Source organism: Pseudomonas sp. P135 (assembly GCF_020312125.1).
GTDB classification, from domain to species: Bacteria; Pseudomonadota; Gammaproteobacteria; order Pseudomonadales; family Pseudomonadaceae; genus Aquipseudomonas; species Aquipseudomonas fragariae.
Window position 1 is genome coordinate 74,973 of sequence record NZ_JAGPYR010000008.1, and the last position, 18,475, is coordinate 93,447.

Consider the following 18,475-nt stretch of genomic DNA (forward strand, 5'->3'; position numbering starts at 1 on the left):
GATTGTATGCTGCTGCGACACTCATTAGTGTGCAGCTTTGTCTTTCTCCGGAGTCTCGAATGTCTGCCGTGCAACTCGCTGATGGTCAACTGAACTACCTGCTCGAAGGCCCTGCGGGCGCGCCGGTGCTGGTCTTGTCCAATTCCCTGGGCACTGATCTGCACATGTGGGACAACCAGGTGCCTGCCTTTAGCCGGCACTTTCAGGTGTTGCGTTACGACACGCGCGGCCATGGCAAATCGCTGGTCAGCGAGGGCAGTTACAGCATCGAGCAAAACGCTCGCGACGTGTTGGCGCTACTCGACGCGCTGGGCATCGACAAGGCTTTCTTCTGCGGCCTGTCCATGGGGGGGCTGATCGGCCAATGGCTGGCAATCAATGCGCCGCAGCGCCTGCACAAGGTCGTTCTGTGCAATACGGCCGCCAAAATCGGCAACCCCGATGTCTGGAATCCTCGCATCGAAACCGTGCTGCGTGACGGCCAGGCAGCCATGGTCGCGTTGCGCGATGCCTCGATCGCACGCTGGTTCACACCATCCTTCGCGGACGCCGAGCCTGCTGCCGTCGACACGGTCGTCGGCATGCTGGCACGCACCTCGCCACAGGGTTACGCGGCCAATTGCGCGGCTGTGCGCGATGCGGATTTCCGGGAGCAGATCGCGTCCATCGAGCTGCCGGTGCTGGTGGTCTGTGGCACGCAGGATGCTGTAACGACCCCGGCGGACGGGCGTTTCATGGTCGAACGGATTAAGGGAGCGCAGATCATCGAACTGCACGCGGCGCACCTGTCCAGTGTCGAAGCGGGTGAGGCATTCACTGTACCGGTGCTGGCATTTCTGACTGCCGAATGACCCGGCGCGATCCTCCGTCCCGGTCTTGAGGCACGGGGCACGGCGCTGCATACTCCCGGCTCTGAAAACGAGGTGGCCGGGTGTTTGATCTCAACGATCTGTTTTATTTCGTCCAGGTGGTCGAGTGCCTCGGCTTTGCGCCGGCAAGCCGCAAGCTGGGGATCCCCAAGTCCAAGCTCAGCCGGCGCATTGCCGGACTCGAGGAGCGCCTGGGTGTTCGGCTGATTCACCGCTCGACGCGCACCTTTGCGGTCACCGAAAGCGGGCGTGACTATTACGCTCACTGCGTGGCCATGCTGGTCGAGGCCGAGGCGGCCGAAGAGGCCATCCTGCGTTCCAAATCCGAACCGCAGGGCAGGGTGGTGATCAGTTGTCCCCCTGCTTTGGCGGCGATGGGCTTCAACGAGACCATCGCCCGTTTCGCGGCCGAGCACCCCAAGGTTCAGATCCAGGTCGAAAGTACCAACCGACGCGTCGACCCGCTGACCGAGAACATCGACATTGCGCTGCGTGTGCGCTTTCCACCGCTGGAGGACGACGGGCTGGTGGTCAAGAAGCTTGGGCACAGTGCCCAGCGTCTGGTGGCACGCGCCGACCTGGCGGCCAGGCTGTCGGCAACGCCTTCTCTCGACGCGCTGTCGACGCTGCCCAGCCTCGACATGCCTTCTTCGAATCATGAGCACCGCTGGTTGCTGGAGACGCACCCCGGCCACTATGCCGAAATACGCCACACGCCCCGGCTCATCAGTTCGGACCTGGACATGATGCTGCAGGCCGCGTTGCAGGGTGTCGGTGTGGCCCAGCTTCCCGAGCTGATTGTCAGGGAAGCCTTGCAGGACGGACGCCTGGTAGAGCTGTTCAGCGAGCACCGACCCAAGTGCGGCATCGTGCATGCCGTGTTCGCCTCGCGCCGTGGTCTGCTTCCTGCCGTCAGAGGCCTGCTGGATGTGTTAGAGACCTCATTCAAAGAGCTGAGCCTGAGCCCTGACTCACTCTATTGTTCTCTCAATAGAACGAACAGTCGCATTCAAGACCACTAATCATCTATTGCGATCAAGGATAGGATGCTCGCCACTTCATCGCTCAGTGGCGATTTTCTTATGGGAGCTACGTTATGAATCTATTGCACCTCGACTCCAGCATCCTCGGCGATCACTCTGCTTCGCGTCAGCTGACCCATGAGGTTGTCCAGGCCTACCTGACTGCGCACGCCGACAGCCAGGTCACCTACCGCGATCTGGCCAGCGATGCGCTTGGGCATTTCTCAGCCGCCAGCCTCGCCGCAGCGGGCACGCCGGTAGAAGTCCGTGACGCCGCCCAGCAGCAGGAAGTGGCAGGCAACGAAGCCACCTTGCAGCAGTTTCTCGATTCGGACGTGCTGGTCATCGGCGCACCCATGTACAACTTCACCATCCCGACCCAGCTGAAAGCCTGGTTTGACCGGATTCTGATCGCGGGTCGCACGTTCCGTTACTCCGAAGCAGGTCCTGAAGGCCTGTGTGGCGGCAAGAAAGTCATTATCGTCTCTACCTCGGGCGGTCTGCACGCCGGGCAACCCACTGGCGTAGGTCACGAAGAGCTGCTCAAGGCGCTGTTCGCCTTCATCGGTATCACCGACCTGCAATTCGTCCGCGCCCACGGCCTGGCATATGGCGAAGAGCCGCGTGCCAGCGCCATGAGCGCTGCTCAGCACTACATCCAGAACGAGCTGTTCGCGGCCTGATCAAAAGCCGTCTTCACGAAACTCTACAACCTGCGCGGGGTTTTCCTGCCGGGTTGTGGAGTTTTTTTGTTTCTGATGCATGGCGATGGGCTGCGCTGAACGGCGCGCTGACGGGATACAACCTTGACAGCTTTCTTACAGGTAGCGGGGTTCTTAGGGGACTAGACTAGCCTTTTCGAGCACTGCCTTGTCAGGCTGGCGGAAATATCTGCCCTCGCAAAAAAACAACGGGCAGTTTATGGCCCGGCTTGTGCACTATTTCTGTTTTCAACACTCATATCTGGGTGGGAACGGCGCGCTGGAGCATGATGCTCGACACAAGCGCTTGATGGATTGTCCGGACGAGGTTCCGGATTTGCAAAGGTTGGGCCTTGCCATGGTACGTCTTTGTGCAGTGATGCTGGTTTTCCTGCTCGATAGCCTTGTTTCGGTGCACGCTCAGGCGGATGAGTCCTGGAGCGCGGGCTATCACCAGTTGAGTTTCCCTGATCCGCTGGATTCCCAGCCGGTCGAGGCCATCGCCTTTTACCCGTCGACCGCGGCCGAGCAAGTGAGCATGCTTCATGGTTACCGTGTCGAGGCCGGTGAAGAAGCGCCCATCGCAATGGGCCGTTTCCCCTTGTTGTTGCTGTCGCACGGCAACACCGGTACCCCGCTGGCACTGCATGACCTGGCTACTTCGCTGGCCCGCCAGGGGTTTGTGGTGGTTGCCGTGGTCCATCCTGGCGACAATGATCGCGATCACAGCCGTCTCGGCAGCCTGAGTAACCTGTACGGGCGACCGCTGCAGATTTCCGAAGCGATCAGCACGGCCTTGCTCGACCCCTTGCTGGCCCCCTATCTCAATGCCCGGCAAGTGGGCGTGATCGGTTATTCGGCCGGTGGCGAAACCGCGCTGATTCTCGCCGGCGCACAACCTGATCTGCAGCGTCTGCGTCAGTACTGCGCCGAGCGCCCGACAGACCGTGATGCGTGCAAGACGCAGGGCGAATTGGTCGCGGACCGTGATGACCTTCACGCTCAGGCGGATCCGCGGGTCGGCGCATTGATGTTGATGGCCCCGTTGAGTCTGATGTTCGGCCGTCATACGCTGGGTGATGTGCACGTGCCGGTACTGATGTACGCGGGGGATGACGATCAGTTGCTGGCGATCGACCGAAACGCAGAGGCGCTGGCGCGCAAGCTGCCGCAGCCACCCGACTACAAGTTACTCGCCGGCGCAGGGCACTTTGTCTTCATGGCACCGTGCAGTGATGAGCAGCGCGCGAGTGCGCCGTTGCTGTGCAATGACCCTGACGGCGTGGACCGCGAGGATATTCACCGTAACCTGAGTGCCGAAGCGGTGCGCTTCTTCAGTGCGGCGCTCAATTCCGCCGACGATGACCGTTCAGGCATGCAGACGGCGCATCATCAGTAAACACGCCGTTCAGGCATTCAGCGAACTCAGAAAATCGCCGAACCCGCCCCTGGCTTTCGAGTCGAGGCGGGTGCTGGTTGTGACCTTCGGGCGGCAGCTCCAGGCAATCCGCGCACCGATCAATTCCAGTTGCCGAACCAGGTGCACGTCCTCGTGGCAGGGCAGTGCCGGAAATCCACCGGCGCTGATATACGCAATCGAGCTGACGCCCAGGTTGGCACCATGAATGTGTCGGTGGCCGTCACGGTGCTGATAATGCTGCAGGTAAGCGGCCTGTGCGGCCGCCGAGATGTCCTTGCTCCAGTCGCCGGGCGTCACCGTTCCGCACACCGCGTCGGCATCCAGCGCCAGCTGTTCGGCAAGCCAGTCGTTGGCCACGGTACTGTCGCCATCGGTACACGCCAGCCAGCGTGCGCCCCGGTCGAGAAGAAACTCCGCGCCCTGTGCCCGAGCCTGGCCCACGTTGCGCGCCGACACTTCGAGAATCATCACGCCATGCGCCCGTGCGATCTCCGCCGAGCGATCGGTGCAGCTGTCGAGAACCACCAGCACTTCCACGCATTCGCCCTTGAGGTCGGGGTGTGCAGCCGCCTGCTTTATCGTTTCGAGACACAAGTCGAGTAACTGCTCTTCATTGTGCACCGGGATCAGAATGCCGATCATCGGAGAATTCCTGTTCTGCTACGGATGTTCCATCACGACTCCACAGGTCCAGCAGGAAATCCTGTTCGTGATGACTGAAAAGTCGGTGCATGGACAAGCGTGCAGCAAGGATGTCGTGAACCGCCTCGGCGTTCAGCGGGCAGCCTTCGATATCGGGCCGCCAGTGACAGGCGAGCAACTGGCCGTCCGGTGTCAGGGCCGCCAGTGCGCGGTCGATCAGGCCGTGCAGGTCGTCGGCGTCCAGGTAATAACCTATCTCGCTGAAGACGATCAGGTCGAATTCGCCCTGCGGCCATTGCTGCGGCAAACGCGCCTGCAACACTCGGACATGGGGCTGGTCGGCCAGACGCTTGCGTGCCAGATCCACCGCCAGATTCGAGGTGTCGCAGCACACCAGTGCATCGCAGCGCCCGGCAAGGTCGGCACTGAGTTCGCCGTTGGCACAGCCGGGCTCGAATATCGAGCGGTAGCGTTCGCGGGGCAGGGCCGCCAGGGTCAGGGCGCGCTTGCGCCGTTCATACCAGCGTTGCTTGAATGCCCACGGGTCATCGTTGTTGAGAAACAGCTCATTGAAATAACTGTCCTCGACGCTCATGTGAACACCACTTCAAAGGGCTGCAGCAGCCTTTCCAGCACTGTGTCCGGCAAAACCGGGGAAAGACCGATGGCCGGATCACCGTGCAACTGACTGGTGAACGCCTGGGCGGCATTGCGTTTATGGGCCAGCGTCACCGGATCGAGCAGCAGCTTGCGCGCTCTGTCCCACGGCAGACGCTGGTCTTCAGGGTCAGCCCAGTGCCAGGCCCAGACCGGCACTTCGTGGAACTGTGCTCCGGTTGACGCGCAGGCCTTGGCACTGGCTCTGCCGACCGCTTCATGGTCGCTGTGGCCATCTTCTGCCCAGGTGGCGAACACCACGTCGGCAGGGCCCAGATGCTGTTCAAGAAAAGTCACCAGCTGATCTTCCGCTGCGGCCACGGCGCCGTCCTGAAGGCCACCACGCAACCACTCAAGGCGCTCGGCAGGTATGCCGAGGCGATTCAAGGCTTCGGCACTTTCCTCAGGTCGGGCTTTGGACAGACGATCGACGGGCCAGAGCGTGGAGCCTGGATGGCTGGCTGTACCATCGGTGACCGAGATCAGTAACAGATTGCGTTCCAGTTGTGCCAACTGGCTCATCAGACCGCCACAGGCCAATACTTCATCATCCGGGTGCGGGGCGATGATCACGGCTCGGCAATTGGTCGGCACCAGCAGGTCAGCGGTGATCACAGGCAGGCCGTGCAGCCTGGTCGAAGCATTCCAGGCGGCGAGGGAAGTACCCTGGCCGGACTCGTCATCACTCACTACGAACCCTTCACTCATGTTCGATACGCTCTCATAGTGACCACGTCCGTGCAGCGGGCAACGCCTTGCCGGCCAACTGGCCCAATGCCGCCAGGTCCTGTTCGGCGTGGCTCTGACGCAGGAAAACCGGCAGATCGGTGATCAGCCGGGCAAAGTGCGGGTCTTTGCAATAAGGCCCGGCGCCGACGGCCCGGCCCACATGCTGGATCACCAGATCGGCGGCTTGCTCGACATAAGCACGGCAGCGTCTGGCAAGCACTTCGGCATTATCGGTCGGGGCCTGATCCAGGTGCGTGGCAGCGGCGCGCAACACATCGATTGCGGCATGCAGCGCTACGTCCGCAGCGCCGAGGTGCGCGAGGGCGTGCGGCTCTTCGCGCTTGGCGACATGTGAAAGGAGGCGCTGCGCAATGGCGCGGGATGCGCCGTACCAGCAGGCCGCAATGCCGATGCCGCCCTGCCAGAAGCCAGGTCTGTCGAGATAGCCACCCGGCGCACCGATCGCTTGACCGATGGCGTTGTCGAAGACCACATCAATGCTGCCGGTCGCACCCATGCCCACTGCGCGCCAACCGTCGCTGGTCATGTGTACGCCGGGCTGGTCAAGGCGTACTGCAACCAGCTGCTGGTGATGATCGACGTCCCATGCCGTGATCAATGCGTGGCTCAACGCCGAAGCGCCTGAGCACCATGCCTTGCGGCCGTGCAGGCGCAAGGCATCACCTGCGCCGCTGATATTCACCCGTGCCTGTGGCGGCTCTGCCGCCCACATGCCCCAGGTGCTGAATTGTTCGGGGGGCGGGGCACCCAGTTCGGCCATGATTGCCAAGGCGTCTGTGTGCCCCTCGTACAACTTGCACAACCCCAGGTCGTGACCTGCAACGCAGGCCAGCGCCCGCCAGCGCTCAAGTGTCTGACCGCGGGCAGGCAGGGGAAGCTGATCCAGACCTTCATTGACCAATGCCTGTAAGCACTCGCCCAGCGCACGCGTATCGGCATAACCGTGCTTGCGCCAGTCGAGGAACTCACTCAAGGCATCAATCATTGCTGGTCTTCACGCTTCAGTTCGAACAGCAGCAGGGAACGCGGCGTTACGGTGTATTGCGAACCGAACGCAAAGTGCTCCTTGCTGCGTGCATCATCCTGATTGGTGTCGATCAGGCACTCGTAATGGGTACCTTCAGGCACTTCCGGCAGGGTGAAGTTGACGCCGTCGTGATGCGCGTTGACCACCAGCAACAGCGTGGCGTCGGCACCCGCGCGACGGATACCGGTTTCCTGTGCGCGACCATCCATCAGCATGCCCAGGCAACGGCCATTGGCATCGTGCCACTGCTCGACACTCATCTCGTTGCCATCCGGAGCAAGCCAGGTGACGTCCTTGACGCCGATCTCTTCGTTGTAGTCGCCTACCAGGAAGCGGCTGCGACGCAGGATCGGGTAGGTCTGACGCAGCTTGATCACGCGGGTGACGAACTTGAGCAGCGCTTCGCCATCTTCGTCCAGATCCCAGTTGATCCAGCCAATCTCGCTGTCCTGGCAGTAGGCATTGTTGTTGCCGTGCTGAGTGCGCGCGAACTCGTCGCCCGCAACAATCATCGGCGTGCCTTGTGCCAGCAGCAGGGTGGCGAAGAAGTTACGCATCTGGCGCAGACGCAGGCTGTTGATTTCCGGATCTTCGGTCGGACCTTCGACGCCATGGTTCCAGGACAGGTTGTTGTTGCTGCCATCCTGGTTGTTTTCGTCGTTGGCTTCGTTGTGCTTGTCGTTGTACGACACCAGGTCATGCAGCGTGAAACCATCGTGAGCAGTGATGAAGTTCACGGATGCCTGCGGACGACGACCGCGCTGGTTGAACATGTTGCCGGACGCGGTCATGCGTGCAGCGAAGTCGGCCAGTTGAGCTTCGTCGCCTTTCCAGAAGGCACGAACCGTGTCGCGGAACTTGTCGTTCCATTCCATCCAGCCTGGTGGGAAACCGCCCACCTGGTAGCCGCCCGGACCGCAGTCCCACGGCTCGGCGACCAGTTTGACCTGACGCAGCACCGGATCCTGACGGCAGGCGACCAGGAAGCTATGGCGTTCGTCGAAACCATCGTGGTAGCGGCCCAGAATGGTCGCCAGGTCGAAGCGGAAGCCGTCGACGTGCATTTCCGAAGCCCAGTAACGCAGCGAGTCGGTGACCATTTGCAATACGCAAGGGTGGCTCAGGTCGAGGGTGTTGCCAGTGCCCGAGTCGTTGATGTAGTAGCGCTTGTCGTCCGGCATCAGGCGGTAGTACGAGGCGTTGTCGATACCACGCATCGACAGGGTAGGGCCCAATTCGTTGCCTTCAGCGGTGTGGTTGTAGACCACATCGAGGATGACCTCGAGACCGGCGTGGTGCAGGTGCGCAACCATTTCCTTGAACTCGGCAATCTTGCCGCTTGCCAGGTAACGCGGGTCCGGGGCGAAGAACGCGATGCTGTTGTAGCCCCAGTAGTTGGTCATGCCCTTTTGCAGCAAATGCTGGTCGTTGACGAAGGCATGAATCGGCAGCAGCTCGACGGAGGTCACACCCAGCTTGCGAATGTGCTCGACGACCGGCGCTGATCCGAGACCGGCGAACGTGCCGCGCAGCTCTTCGGCCACCTCAGGGTGACGCATGGTGATGCCGCGTACGTGGGTTTCGTAGAAAATCGTTTTATCCCAAGGCGTGCCAACGCGCTGATCACGGCCCCAGGTGTAGGCCTCATCGATCACCTTGCTTTTCGGTACGAAAGGGGCGCTGTCGCGCTCGTCGAAGCTCAGGTCGCCGTCAGGATGGCCGATGGTGTAACCGAACAGCGCTTCCGACCACTTCAGTTCGCCGACCAGTTGCTTGGCGTACGGGTCGATCAGCAGCTTGTTGTGGTTGAAACGATGACCATTCTTCGGATCGTACGGGCCGTACACGCGATAGCCGTAGATCTGGCCCGGGTGCGCATCCGGCAGATAGCCGTGGTAAATCTCGTCGGTGTATTCCGGAAGTTCGATGCGCTCCAGTTCGATTTCGCCAGTGGAGTCGAACAGGCACAGCTCTACCTTGGTGGCGTTTGCCGAGAACAGGGCGAAGTTGACGCCCAGGCCATCCCAGCTTGCACCGAGAGGAAAGGGAAGTCCTTCACGAATGCGAGACGGGGTACTGCCAGGGTTGTCTAGCGGGGCTGAATTATCTTCTGCCGGTGTAGTGGACTTCGTATTCATGGTGACTTCCTGACGTCGAATGATTTTCTGAGCGGCCAAGGCCGCTATCGAAGCCGCGGGCTCCGATACTGACGATAATCTAAGGGGGTGTAGCAGGCCTCATCTCTGGTCAGAGCGAGACCTGCAATAATTGACCGGTGCGCGGCCAGAAGAGTTTCAAGAATTCGACGGCTTGCGCGGCTTCTTGGGAGCAGGTTTGGCGGGCGCCTCTTTGGCAGGAGCGTCGGTTGCAGCGGCTGCAGCTGGCTTGGCCTTGGGAGCAGGTTTGGCAGCCGCCTTGGGTGCAGGCTTGGGCTTGGCTTCACCAGCAGGCTTTGGCGCAGGCGCCGATTTTGCAGCGGGCTTGGCTGCGCCCTTGGCAGGCGCCTTGGCGCTGTCTACCTCAGGCAGCTTGGGCTTGGTCGATTTGCGCACACCGGACTTGTTCGGCGCCAGCGCTTCGGCCTCGGCCAGCTTGCGCGCCATTTCCCAGTGACGCTCGTCGTGACCGGAAGGTTTACCCTCCGATTCCCAGATTTGGTAAGCAAATTCGCGAATTCTTTTTTCGTCGGCACTCATCTTGAGACTCCCAGCTATTACATAGTTTGAATAAGCAAATTGACGGAAAATCTTTCAAGCGCTGCACTGAGCGGTACTTCCCGATCACTCGTCACGACAACGTCAGAAAAGAGTCCCTTCCAGTCAGAACCGGAGTCGGCAAACGGCAGAATGATCCGCGTGTCGCCCCAATTGGCAGCATTAATCAATGGAGTTTGCGCAGTACCCAATAGTTCACTGCATGTGCGTGGTACTACGATGATAGCGCGCACTCCGTGTGTCTCCCGGGCAAAGGCCATCACCTGTTCGGCGTGGCTGCCCTTTATTTCCAGAGGTTGATAACTGCCCTCGCTGAACAGTCCCGGATGTTCGGCACGCAGGTTCAAGACCTTCGCGATCAGTGCCTGCTTGATGCGCCCGTCTTTCCAGTCGGTCAGCAGGTCGGTAACGCTTGCGTCTTCCGCCAGGGCCTGTTTCCGGGCAGCGTAGTCAACCGGGCGGCGGTTGTCCGGATCCACGAGGCTGAAGTCCCAGAACTCGGTGCCCTGATACAAGTCGGGAACACCGGGTACGCTCAAGCGTAGCAAGGTTTGCGCCAGACTGTTGAGCGCGCCGGCGGTGCCAATACGGTTGGCTGTCGCACTAAGGGATTGGCGCAACGCTAGGGCTTCCGGTGCCAGCAGCAAACGCTCCAGAAATTCGCGGCAAGCGGTTTCGTAGGGCTGATTCGGTGCACTCCAGCTACTTTGCAGCTTGGCTTCGCGCAGGGCCTTCTCTTGCCACTGCACCATGCGCTTGGCGTATTCCTGGTGAGCTTGTTCGCCTTCCAGGCTCAGCGGCCAGCTGCCCAGCAGGGCCTGATAAAGCATCAGTTCGTCGCCCGCGCTGATCGTCGGCTCGTCACCCTTGAGTGGCATTGCCAACTGTCTCCAGCGCTCTACCTGTTCGGCGTACCACGGGGCGCACTCGCTCAGGACTGCAAGGCGCGTACGCGTATCTTCGCCACGCTTGTGATCGTGTGTTGCGGTGGTCAGCAGGTTGTATGGAAACTTCTCCAGACGCTCCAGGCAGACCTGATGGAAGTCCTCCACCGGCGCACTGAAGTGCTGAGGATGGAAACCCACATCATTGCGCGACAGTAGCACGGCAGAGCGGTAGAACGAGGTGTCCTCGACGGACTTGGCGGCAACCGGGGAGGTCAGTTGCTGGAAGCGTACGCAGGCATTCTTGTAGAGCTTGCGCAGCGGGCCGCGTGGCAGTTTTCGCCACGGTTCGCCACCCAGCCAGCGTGCCAGATAATCCAGCACCGGCCAGTCGCCTTCGTTCAGCGTCGCGCGCGCGCCTTCCATTGCCTGCTGGAAATATTTGTCGTCCTGCGCCGAGCGGCCGCACACCGAGATATAGGTGCGATAAATCGGGAAGTTGACGATCAAGGCGAGCAGGGCACGGCGAATCGCACCCAGGGTGAGGTCGCGGCTCATCAAATCACTGCGAGCAACCTGCAGCAACGATTGGGCAACGTTCTCGAAATCGCCCGCCAGCGTGCCGTGCAAGACCAGATCACGGGCCACCAGCACTTCCTGATCGAAGTCAGCGGTACGTTCTGTCAGGCGGCTCCACAGCTCACCCAGAGGCTCTTCGCCCTTGGGGTCATGCTGCAGCAATGACACCTGGTTCATGAACTCGTAACCTGTCGTGCCGTCAACGCTCCAGTCTTCACGCAGCGGCTCGTCGGGGCCGAGGATTTTCTCGACGAAGATCGGCAGATGATCGATCTGCGCATGCTCGGGGCGCAGCTTGAGCAGGCCTTTGACCCGACGATGCAGCTTGCGACCGTAGCCGCGCGGGTCGGCCAGTCCATCGATGTGATCGATACGCAGCCCGTCGACCAGGCCGTCGGCAATCAGCTGAAATATTTTCCCGTGAGTGGCCTCGAATACCTGTGGCCGCTCGACACGCAGGCCGCCCAGCTCGTTAATGTCGAAGAAACGCCGCCAGTTGATGTCATCCCCGGCGGTGCGCCAGCTGGCCAGACGATAGTGCTGGCGCTCCAGCAACTGGTGCAGGCGCTGGAAGCCTTCCGGCTTGCTGGAATCGAAATGCGTTAGGATCTGCTCGATACCCTTGAGCACCTGCGGGTCCTTGGCCAGCCCGGCCAACTCGGCCCTGGCCTGGCGTGCGCGCTCATAAGCTTGCGGGAACTGCGCCAGTGCGTTGAAACGCTGGGCCATGTCCTTCAGTTGTGGCTGATCCACGGCCTGCAACAGCGAGTCGTAGGTCAGTGGGCAGATCGGAAAATGATGCTGGTAGTGTTCGATGTAGAACGAACCGCGCTCGGCATCGAAACGCAGCGGGATTTCGCCAGCCTGCAATACCGTGCCGTAGTCGCTGCTCAGGAATGGCAACAACAATTGGCCTTCTAGCAGCGGGTCGGGCGAATTCCACTGAATGTCGAAGAACTCTGCATACGGACTGCGACGGCCCCATTCCAGCAGGTCCAGCCACCATGGGTTGTCGGCACCGCCGACCGCCATGTGGTTGGACACGATATCGAGAATCAGGCCCATGCCGTGCTCGCGCAAGGTCTCGACCAGGCGCAGCAGGGCAGGTTCGCCGCCCAGTTCCGGGTTGATGACCGTCGGGTCGACCACGTCATAGCCGTGCATCGAACCGGCACGCGCTTTGAGCAGTGGCGACGCGTAGAGGTGGCTGATACCCAGACTGGCGAAGTAGGGCACCAGCGGTACGGCGTCGTCGAGGGTGAAATCCTTGTGGAATTGCAGGCGCTGGGTGGCGCGCAACGGTTGTAATGGACGGGTCATTGATCACGCTCCGTAGCCTGCAGCCGGGATCGGGAGAGTAATTCCAGTCGTCGAGCAGCATTCGGGTTATCAAGCAGAGAGGCCGCATCGCCGGGAAGACGTCTGCGCCAGTTGGGGTGACTGTCAATGGTGCCGGGCAGGTTGGCCTGCTCCTCGACACCCAGCGCGTCTTCTATCGGCAGCAGTACCAGTGGCGCACGTGTATGACCCAGGTAGCTGATGCTCGCGTCGATGATCTGGGCCGGGTCTTCAGTCTCGGAGGGCAGACTGTCGATATTCTGGCTCAAGGCACGTCGCAGGCTTTCATATTCCCGGGTGCGCTCTTCGCGCCACTGCGATTCATGCTGTTCGTCAATGTGGCCGAGGCGCGCATTCCATTCGATATCCAGTTCGCTGAGCCAGCCTGCGAGGGTAGGCAGGTCGTGGGTACTGGTGGTCGCCAGCGCTTGATCCGACCAGTCGAGAATCGGCTTGAACTGACCATTGTTCTGTTCGAACAGCAGTACGCGCATCCCGAGAATCGCTCTGGCGCTGAGTTTTTCGCTCAAGCCTTCTGGCACCGTACCGAGGTCTTCACCCAGCACGATCGCCTTGTGTCGCCAGGATTCCAGACTCAGCAGGCGAAGCATGTCATCCAGCGGGAAATTCAAGTAAGCGCCTTCGCTCGGAGGTGCCCCTTGCGGGATGACCCAGAGGCGCTGCAAGCCCATGACATGGTCGATACGCAACCCGCCGGCATGGGCAAAGTTGGCCCGCAGCATCTCGATGAACGCACGAAAACCATTACGCTTGAGGCCGTCCGGCGAAAACGCGGAAATCCCCCAGCTCTGGCCGGCACGGTTGAGAATGTCAGGGGGGGCGCCGACGGTCAGGGCCGACAGCAACTCGTCCTGGCGGCTCCAGGCCTGGCTTCCGGCACCGTCGGCACCCACTGCCAGATCGGCAATCAGGCCGACGCGCATGCCGCTGCTGCGTGCTGCAACCTGTGCGCGTTCGAGACCACGGGCTATGAGCCATTGGGCGAAGGCGTGAAAGCTGATTTGCTCGCGATGGCTTTTGGCAAATGCTGCGACTGCGTCACTGCGAGGGTCTTTGAACTGCTCCGGCCATTCATGCCAGTTGTTGCCGATGTTCAGCGTTTCGGACTCGGCACACAGCGCCTCGAAGCGGCAGTGATTTTCCAGCGCTTCGCCACCGCTGTGGCGGAAGCTGTTGAAGTCTTCGTGCAGCGGGTGATCACCCGCACTGAAGCCTTCGTAAAGCGCGTGAAGCGCTTTCCATTTGGCGTTGGCCGCAGCTGGCCAGTCGATCAGCGTCTGTGTTTCAAGGCGCTTCATCTCGTCGCCGACACGCGCGTCTTCGATTGCTTGACGCCACGCACTTTCACCGAGAATCGCACCCGGCGACGCATACAGACTGTTGAGGAACAGCCTGCTGGAAGGGGAATAAGGACTGTAACGGTGAGGGTCGTTGGCGAACATGGCGTGGATCGGGCTGATGCCCAACGCGTCGGCACCTCGCTCGCCAGCAGAGCGCAAGACCTTCTCCAGTGCTTCTGTGTCACCAAAGCCGCCATCACCTTCGCGGCGCAAGCTGTAAAGCTGAGCGGTCAACCCCCAGCCGTGCGGCTTCGAGGTATCGGTAGCCATTGCCATGCTGAAGCAGGTTTTCGGCGCGACCGCGATGGTCAGGTGCTGGCCGGCAATTTCCAGCTGTTGATAGCCGGGCGGGGCCAGTGCCGGGAGCTCTGCATTCGAGGTGAGTCTGGCATCCAGCGAAGAACCGTCTTCGAGGTGTAGCGTGAATGGCGTCTGTGGAGCAAACCACTGAGACAGGTCCAGGTTGCTTTCCACATCAACCGTCAGCAGTGGCGGGGCACTGGCACCGTGACTGGCTTTTTGCAGGCGCAGCAGGCTGGCATCGATAGCCTCGCCGTTTTCAGCAGGATAGCCCAGCGCCTCCAGTACCTTGCGCAGCACATCAGGGCTGACGGTCTGCGGCCGAGCGTTGGCATCGACCCAGTGCACCGACAATCCTGCCTCGGTCGCAAGCCTCTCCAGTTGCTCATTGTTCATCCTGTTCCTCCAGAACATCACTCGCTTTCAGGCTGACAATGGCCGTGTAAGCATTGAGGGTGCCGGGTGGGGAAAGTTCGGACGATTTTTCGGCGCTGGAGAATATCTCGCGGGCACCCGTTTGTGGCGGCGCATCGACCGCATGCTCGCTGAGATTGAGGTCGATACGCAGTTCGCTGCCATCGCCCAGCGTCCAGCGCGCGCTGACCGCCTTGTCGCCGAGAGTATCGGTACTCAGGAAGCGTGCGCCCTGCAGGCGTGGCATGATTTCCTGGTGCCGTAAAGCCAGCAACTGCGTGTAGAACTCCAGCCAGCTGCGATGATCCTGACCTATGTCGGTGTCGAGATCGACTGCGGAAAATGCCGGGCGTGAGGCTTCGAACGTCTTGATGTCGTTCGGATCAGGAATGTGCTCGCGCTTTTCCGGGTCGGCGAACGCGGCGAAATCAGCGAACTCCTTGCGACGTCCCTCGCGTACCGCATCGGCCAGTTCGCCGTGGTGGCTGGTGAAGAACAGAAACGGCTCGCTGGCCGCCCATTCATCGCCCATGAACATCAGCGGAATCATCGGTGAAAGCAGCAGCAGGGCGGTGGCGGCTTTCAATGCCGCAGGCGCACAGAGTTGCGGCAAGCGTTCACCGAGTGCGCGGTTGCCGATCTGATCATGGTTCTGCAGAAACAACACAAAAGCCGACGGCGGCAGGTGCGCACTTGGCTCGCCTCGCGTATGCCCGTGGCGCGTCGGTTCGCCTTGATAGACAAACCCCTCGCTGAGCAGGCGCGCAAGTTTTTGCGTCGGCTCTTTGGCGAAGTCGGAATAGTAGGCGTCGGTTTCACCGGTCAGCAGCACGTGGAGGGTGTTGTGCCCGTCGTCGTCCCACTGTGCATCGAAACCTTTTTCCAGAAGGCTGGCCTGGTTGAACTCGTTCTCCAGGTTCAGCCACACGTGTCTGCCGGGTTCAATGCGGCTACGAACCCGCTCCGCGAACTCCGGCAGGAAGGTCTTGTCGCGAATGGCGTGAACAGCGTCCATGCGCAGGCCGTCGAAGCGGTACTCAAGCAGCCACATCAGGGCATTGTCGACAAAAAAGTCGCGCACCTGCGGACGTCTGAAGTCGATCGCATCGCCCCACGGGGTGTGCAGGTCGCTGCGGAAAAACTCCTTGGCATAACTGCCCAGATAGTTGCCGTCCGGGCCGAAGTGGTTGTACACCACGTCCAGGATAACCATCAGGCCAAGACCGTGAGCGGTGTCGATCAGGTGCTTGAGCTGTTCAGGCGTGCCGTAGGACGATTGCGGAGCATAATGCAGAACGCCATCGTAGCCCCAGTTGCGATCACCGGGGAACTGCGCAAGCGGCATCAGCTCGATCGCGGTAACGCCCAGTCGGGCAAGTCGCGGCAGGTGCTTTTCCACCCCGGCGTAGCCACCCATGGCGCCCACGTGCAGCTCATAGATCACTGCTTCATGCCATGGACGACCGTTCCATGCAGTGTTCTGCCATGAATAAGCGTGAGGGTCGACTACGAGGCTTTCAGAGTGAACATCATCAACCTGTGCCCGGGAGGCGGGATCAGGAACGTCCAGATCGTGGTCGATCCTGAAGCGGTAGCGGGTACCCGCCTTGCAGCGGGCCTCAAGTACGAACCAGCCGTCGGACTGCGGCAGCATGGCCAGTGACTGGCCATCCTGCAGTTCGACATTCACGAATGAGGCATCCGGTGCCCAGAGGGCAAACCGGGTGTGTTCAGGGTCCAACAAAACGGCGCCGTGGCGCCAGTTATCGTCTGTACGCAGTGGCATCCATTAAATCCTTAACCTAGTAGTTGCTGGAAACGCTCACGTTTTTCTTCAACAGGTCGCGATAGAGATCTGCGTAGGGCTCTACTGCCTGATGCCAGTTGAAGGGAGCCGCCATGGCACGGCAGCGCATGGCGTTGAGCAGCTCCGGATGGGCGAAGACCTGGAAGGCGCGATCCAGTGCCTGGGTGTAGCTTTCGACTGTCGATTCATTGAACAGGAAGCCAGTGACACCGTCTTCGATCGTATCGGCCAGGCCGCCGGTATTGCGTGCGACAGGCAACGAGCCGAAGCGTTGCGCGTACATCTGGCTAAGCCCGCACGGCTCATAGCGGGACGGCATCAGCAGGAAATCGCTGCCGGCGAACATGCGTCGTGCGTCGGTTTCGTTGAAGCCGATGCGCACGCCGACACGTCCGGGGAAGCGGGCAGCCAACTCGCGCATGGCCTCTTCTTCCTCCGGTTCACCGCGGCCGATGATTGCGATCTGCCCGCCATTGTTGACGATGTGCTCGGCGACGCCGATCGTCAGGTCAAGACCTTTCTGATACACAAGGCGCGATACCACCGCGAATAGCGGCCCGGTCGAGGCGTCCAGTTCGAACAGCTCACGCACATAGTCAGCGTTGATTTCCTTGCGCGTCCATTCGTTGGGCGCAAAGTGGCAGATCAGGTGTTCGTCGGTGGCCGCATCCCAGCTTTCGTCAATGCCGTTGGGGATGCCGCTGAGCTGGCCCTTGTTGGCCTTGCTTTGCAGGAAGCCTTCCAGGCCGCAGCCGAACTCCGGGGTGGTGATTTCCCGAGCGTAGGTGGCGCTGACGGTGGTGATGTGGCTGGCGAACGCCATACCCGCCTTGATGAACGACAGCTGGCCGTAGAACTCCATGCCCTCAGGGGTAATGGCGGAGTCCGGGATACCCAGCTCACGGCTCGAGGCTGTGCTTACCGTGCCTTGATAGGCTAGGTTGTGAACAGTGAAGATGCTGGGCGTGGACTGCCCGCGCCAGCGCATGTACGCAGGCGCCAGGCCGGCTGGCCAGTCATGGGCGTGAACCAGCTCGGGGCACCACTGGCTCTTTACTTCGCCGGCGGCGAACTCGGCGGCTGCCAGGCCCAGGCGGGCAAAACGAATATGGTTATCAGACCAGTCGCGACCGTTGCTGTCGGCGTAAGGGGTGCCTTCGCGCTCGTAAAGCTCCGGGCAGATCAGCACGTAGATCACCAAGCCATCTTTCATGTCCATGCGACCGACCTTGCAAGGTGGCAGTGCTGCATGCCCGCCCAGCTGGCTGATGATATGGATCGGATTACCGCTGTTAATGACCTGCGGATAACCTGGAATCAGTACTCGAACGTCGTGCAGGTGACGCATGGCTCGCGGCAGCGCGGCAGACACATCGCCCAGCCCACCGGTTTTCACCAGATCGGCCAGTTCGGAGGTCACGAACAACACTTTGCGTCTGTTGACCTGGGACATGGTCGGCTGAGGCTGGACAGTCGACGTTGGCATTTGCAACACAGGAACGCTCTTGGTAGAGAACACAGGCAGATGAGTCAGCTCGCCGACAGGCTGGTTAAAACTCTCTCCCTTCTGGGTTTTCACAGCGGCGCTAATCATCAATTTTTCCCCTTAAAACAGTCTTGGTGCATCACTTGATTTTTATTGGCCATTTCCTATGGCCGGGTACACATACGTGCACTACGCAAGATCGATACCCGTTTGGACCATGCATAGTGACAAAGCGGTGTGATGTCGCCATTACCGGATGTCAGCCAATAGCATAGATGCTCTAATCAGCTGACCCGGCGGTTTTGGAGAAGTTTCGACTTTTTTATTTGCGAATGTCTGGCACAGGCTTCGACGCCCTGTGTGGTGGCAGGCTGCAGGTGGCAGCCCGGCTGTCGCTGCGCTTTTTTACCGCTTTTTTCTACGTCCCGAGGGGGCGTTACCGGCCGTCGGATCGTTGGACAATCGCGCCCAGGCGCTTGGTTTTCATCACTAAATAGCGCTGGT

The 18,475-nt window shown here is 60.7% G+C and carries 14 protein-coding genes; 4 read left to right on the top strand and 10 right to left on the bottom strand.

Going from position 1 to position 18,475, the window contains the following annotated elements; genetic code table 11:
* Positions 1 to 59: 59 nt before the first annotated feature.
* The 4 genes from pcaD to KBY08_RS14415 all read left to right on the top strand — a co-directional run bounded on the left by pcaD (position 60) and on the right by KBY08_RS14415 (position 3,991).
* The gene (pcaD, locus tag KBY08_RS14400; RefSeq protein ID WP_011268150.1) at positions 60 to 851 is read left to right on the top strand and encodes a 3-oxoadipate enol-lactonase; all 792 of its coding nucleotides are present in this window, start codon (positions 60 to 62) and stop codon (positions 849 to 851) included.
* An 80-nt stretch (positions 852 to 931) separates the two neighbouring features.
* Complete coding sequence (locus tag KBY08_RS14405; RefSeq protein ID WP_111522308.1) at positions 932 to 1,891, top strand: LysR substrate-binding domain-containing protein; 960 nt, start codon at positions 932 to 934, stop codon at positions 1,889 to 1,891.
* A gap of 74 nt (positions 1,892 to 1,965) precedes the next feature.
* Entirely contained in the window at positions 1,966 to 2,574 is a 609-nt protein-coding gene (locus KBY08_RS14410; protein WP_011268148.1) for an FMN-dependent NADH-azoreductase, read from the top strand.
* Positions 2,575 to 2,950: 376 nt separating this feature from the next.
* Positions 2,951 to 3,991 (top strand): alpha/beta hydrolase family protein, encoded by a 1,041-nt coding sequence (locus tag KBY08_RS14415; RefSeq protein WP_011268147.1) that lies wholly within the window; start codon positions 2,951 to 2,953, stop codon positions 3,989 to 3,991.
* A gap of 9 nt (positions 3,992 to 4,000) precedes the next feature.
* Here KBY08_RS14415 and KBY08_RS14420 read toward each other — a convergent pair whose 3' ends face one another.
* The 10 genes from KBY08_RS14420 to glgA all read right to left on the bottom strand — a co-directional run bounded on the left by KBY08_RS14420 (position 4,001) and on the right by glgA (position 18,079).
* On the bottom strand, positions 4,001 to 4,654 hold the full coding sequence (locus KBY08_RS14420) for a glycosyltransferase (protein ID WP_003400627.1): 654 nt from the start codon (positions 4,652 to 4,654) through the stop codon (positions 4,001 to 4,003).
* Complete coding sequence (locus KBY08_RS14425; RefSeq protein ID WP_060409404.1) at positions 4,623 to 5,249, bottom strand: SAM-dependent methyltransferase; 627 nt, start codon at positions 5,247 to 5,249, stop codon at positions 4,623 to 4,625. The genes KBY08_RS14420 and KBY08_RS14425 overlap by 32 nt, the downstream gene beginning before the upstream one ends.
* Positions 5,246 to 6,019 (bottom strand): PIG-L deacetylase family protein, encoded by a 774-nt coding sequence (locus KBY08_RS14430; protein ID WP_054091933.1) that lies wholly within the window; start codon positions 6,017 to 6,019, stop codon positions 5,246 to 5,248. The genes KBY08_RS14425 and KBY08_RS14430 overlap by 4 nt, the downstream gene beginning before the upstream one ends.
* Positions 6,020 to 6,032: 13 nt before the next feature.
* Positions 6,033 to 7,046, bottom strand: a complete 1,014-nt coding sequence (locus KBY08_RS14435) for an acyl-CoA dehydrogenase family protein (RefSeq protein WP_111522307.1) — start codon at positions 7,044 to 7,046, stop codon at positions 6,033 to 6,035.
* Positions 7,043 to 9,226 carry a glycogen debranching protein GlgX gene (gene glgX / locus KBY08_RS14440; RefSeq protein ID WP_011268142.1) on the bottom strand — a complete coding sequence of 728 codons (2,184 nt, stop codon included), beginning with the start codon at positions 9,224 to 9,226 and terminating at the stop codon, positions 7,043 to 7,045. The genes KBY08_RS14435 and glgX overlap by 4 nt, the downstream gene beginning before the upstream one ends.
* A gap of 156 nt (positions 9,227 to 9,382) precedes the next feature.
* Positions 9,383 to 9,784 (bottom strand): DUF2934 domain-containing protein, encoded by a 402-nt coding sequence (locus KBY08_RS14445; protein WP_011268141.1) that lies wholly within the window; start codon positions 9,782 to 9,784, stop codon positions 9,383 to 9,385.
* A 17-nt stretch (positions 9,785 to 9,801) separates the two neighbouring features.
* A complete protein-coding gene (locus tag KBY08_RS14450) occupies positions 9,802 to 12,585 on the bottom strand; it encodes a malto-oligosyltrehalose synthase (protein ID WP_111522306.1) in 2,784 nt (927 codons plus the stop codon).
* Positions 12,582 to 14,660 carry a 4-alpha-glucanotransferase gene (malQ, locus tag KBY08_RS14455; RefSeq protein ID WP_024641515.1) on the bottom strand — a complete coding sequence of 693 codons (2,079 nt, stop codon included), beginning with the start codon at positions 14,658 to 14,660 and terminating at the stop codon, positions 12,582 to 12,584. Before malQ ends, KBY08_RS14450 begins: the two co-directional genes overlap by 4 nt.
* Entirely contained in the window at positions 14,650 to 16,464 is a 1,815-nt protein-coding gene (treZ, locus tag KBY08_RS14460) for a malto-oligosyltrehalose trehalohydrolase (protein ID WP_111522305.1), read from the bottom strand. Before treZ ends, malQ begins: the two co-directional genes overlap by 11 nt.
* Before the next feature lie 16 nt (positions 16,465 to 16,480).
* Positions 16,481 to 18,079 carry a glycogen synthase GlgA gene (gene glgA / locus KBY08_RS14465; RefSeq protein ID WP_011268137.1) on the bottom strand — a complete coding sequence of 533 codons (1,599 nt, stop codon included), beginning with the start codon at positions 18,077 to 18,079 and terminating at the stop codon, positions 16,481 to 16,483.
* Positions 18,080 to 18,475 lie beyond the last annotated feature (396 nt).

Excerpts from the sequence above, each read along its gene's own strand:
- treZ (WP_111522305.1), bottom strand. The coding sequence starts at position 16,464 with ATGCCACTGCGTACAGACGATAACTGGCGCCACGGCGCCGTTTTGTTG.
- KBY08_RS14420 (WP_003400627.1), bottom strand. The coding sequence starts at position 4,654 with ATGATCGGCATTCTGATCCCGGTGCACAATGAAGAGCAGTTACTCGAC.
- glgA (WP_011268137.1), bottom strand. The coding sequence starts at position 18,079 with ATGATTAGCGCCGCTGTGAAAACCCAGAAGGGAGAGAGTTTTAACCAG.
- KBY08_RS14425 (WP_060409404.1), bottom strand. The coding sequence starts at position 5,249 with ATGAGCGTCGAGGACAGTTATTTCAATGAGCTGTTTCTCAACAACGAT.
- KBY08_RS14435 (WP_111522307.1), bottom strand. The coding sequence starts at position 7,046 with ATGATTGATGCCTTGAGTGAGTTCCTCGACTGGCGCAAGCACGGTTAT.
- KBY08_RS14445 (WP_011268141.1), bottom strand. The coding sequence starts at position 9,784 with ATGAGTGCCGACGAAAAAAGAATTCGCGAATTTGCTTACCAAATCTGG.
- pcaD (WP_011268150.1), top strand. The coding sequence starts at position 60 with ATGTCTGCCGTGCAACTCGCTGATGGTCAACTGAACTACCTGCTCGAA.
- KBY08_RS14410 (WP_011268148.1), top strand. The coding sequence starts at position 1,966 with ATGAATCTATTGCACCTCGACTCCAGCATCCTCGGCGATCACTCTGCT.
- KBY08_RS14430 (WP_054091933.1), bottom strand. The coding sequence starts at position 6,019 with ATGAGTGAAGGGTTCGTAGTGAGTGATGACGAGTCCGGCCAGGGTACT.
- KBY08_RS14450 (WP_111522306.1), bottom strand. The coding sequence starts at position 12,585 with ATGACCCGTCCATTACAACCGTTGCGCGCCACCCAGCGCCTGCAATTC.
- KBY08_RS14415 (WP_011268147.1), top strand. The coding sequence starts at position 2,951 with ATGGTACGTCTTTGTGCAGTGATGCTGGTTTTCCTGCTCGATAGCCTT.
- glgX (WP_011268142.1), bottom strand. The coding sequence starts at position 9,226 with ATGAATACGAAGTCCACTACACCGGCAGAAGATAATTCAGCCCCGCTA.
- malQ (WP_024641515.1), bottom strand. The coding sequence starts at position 14,660 with ATGAACAATGAGCAACTGGAGAGGCTTGCGACCGAGGCAGGATTGTCG.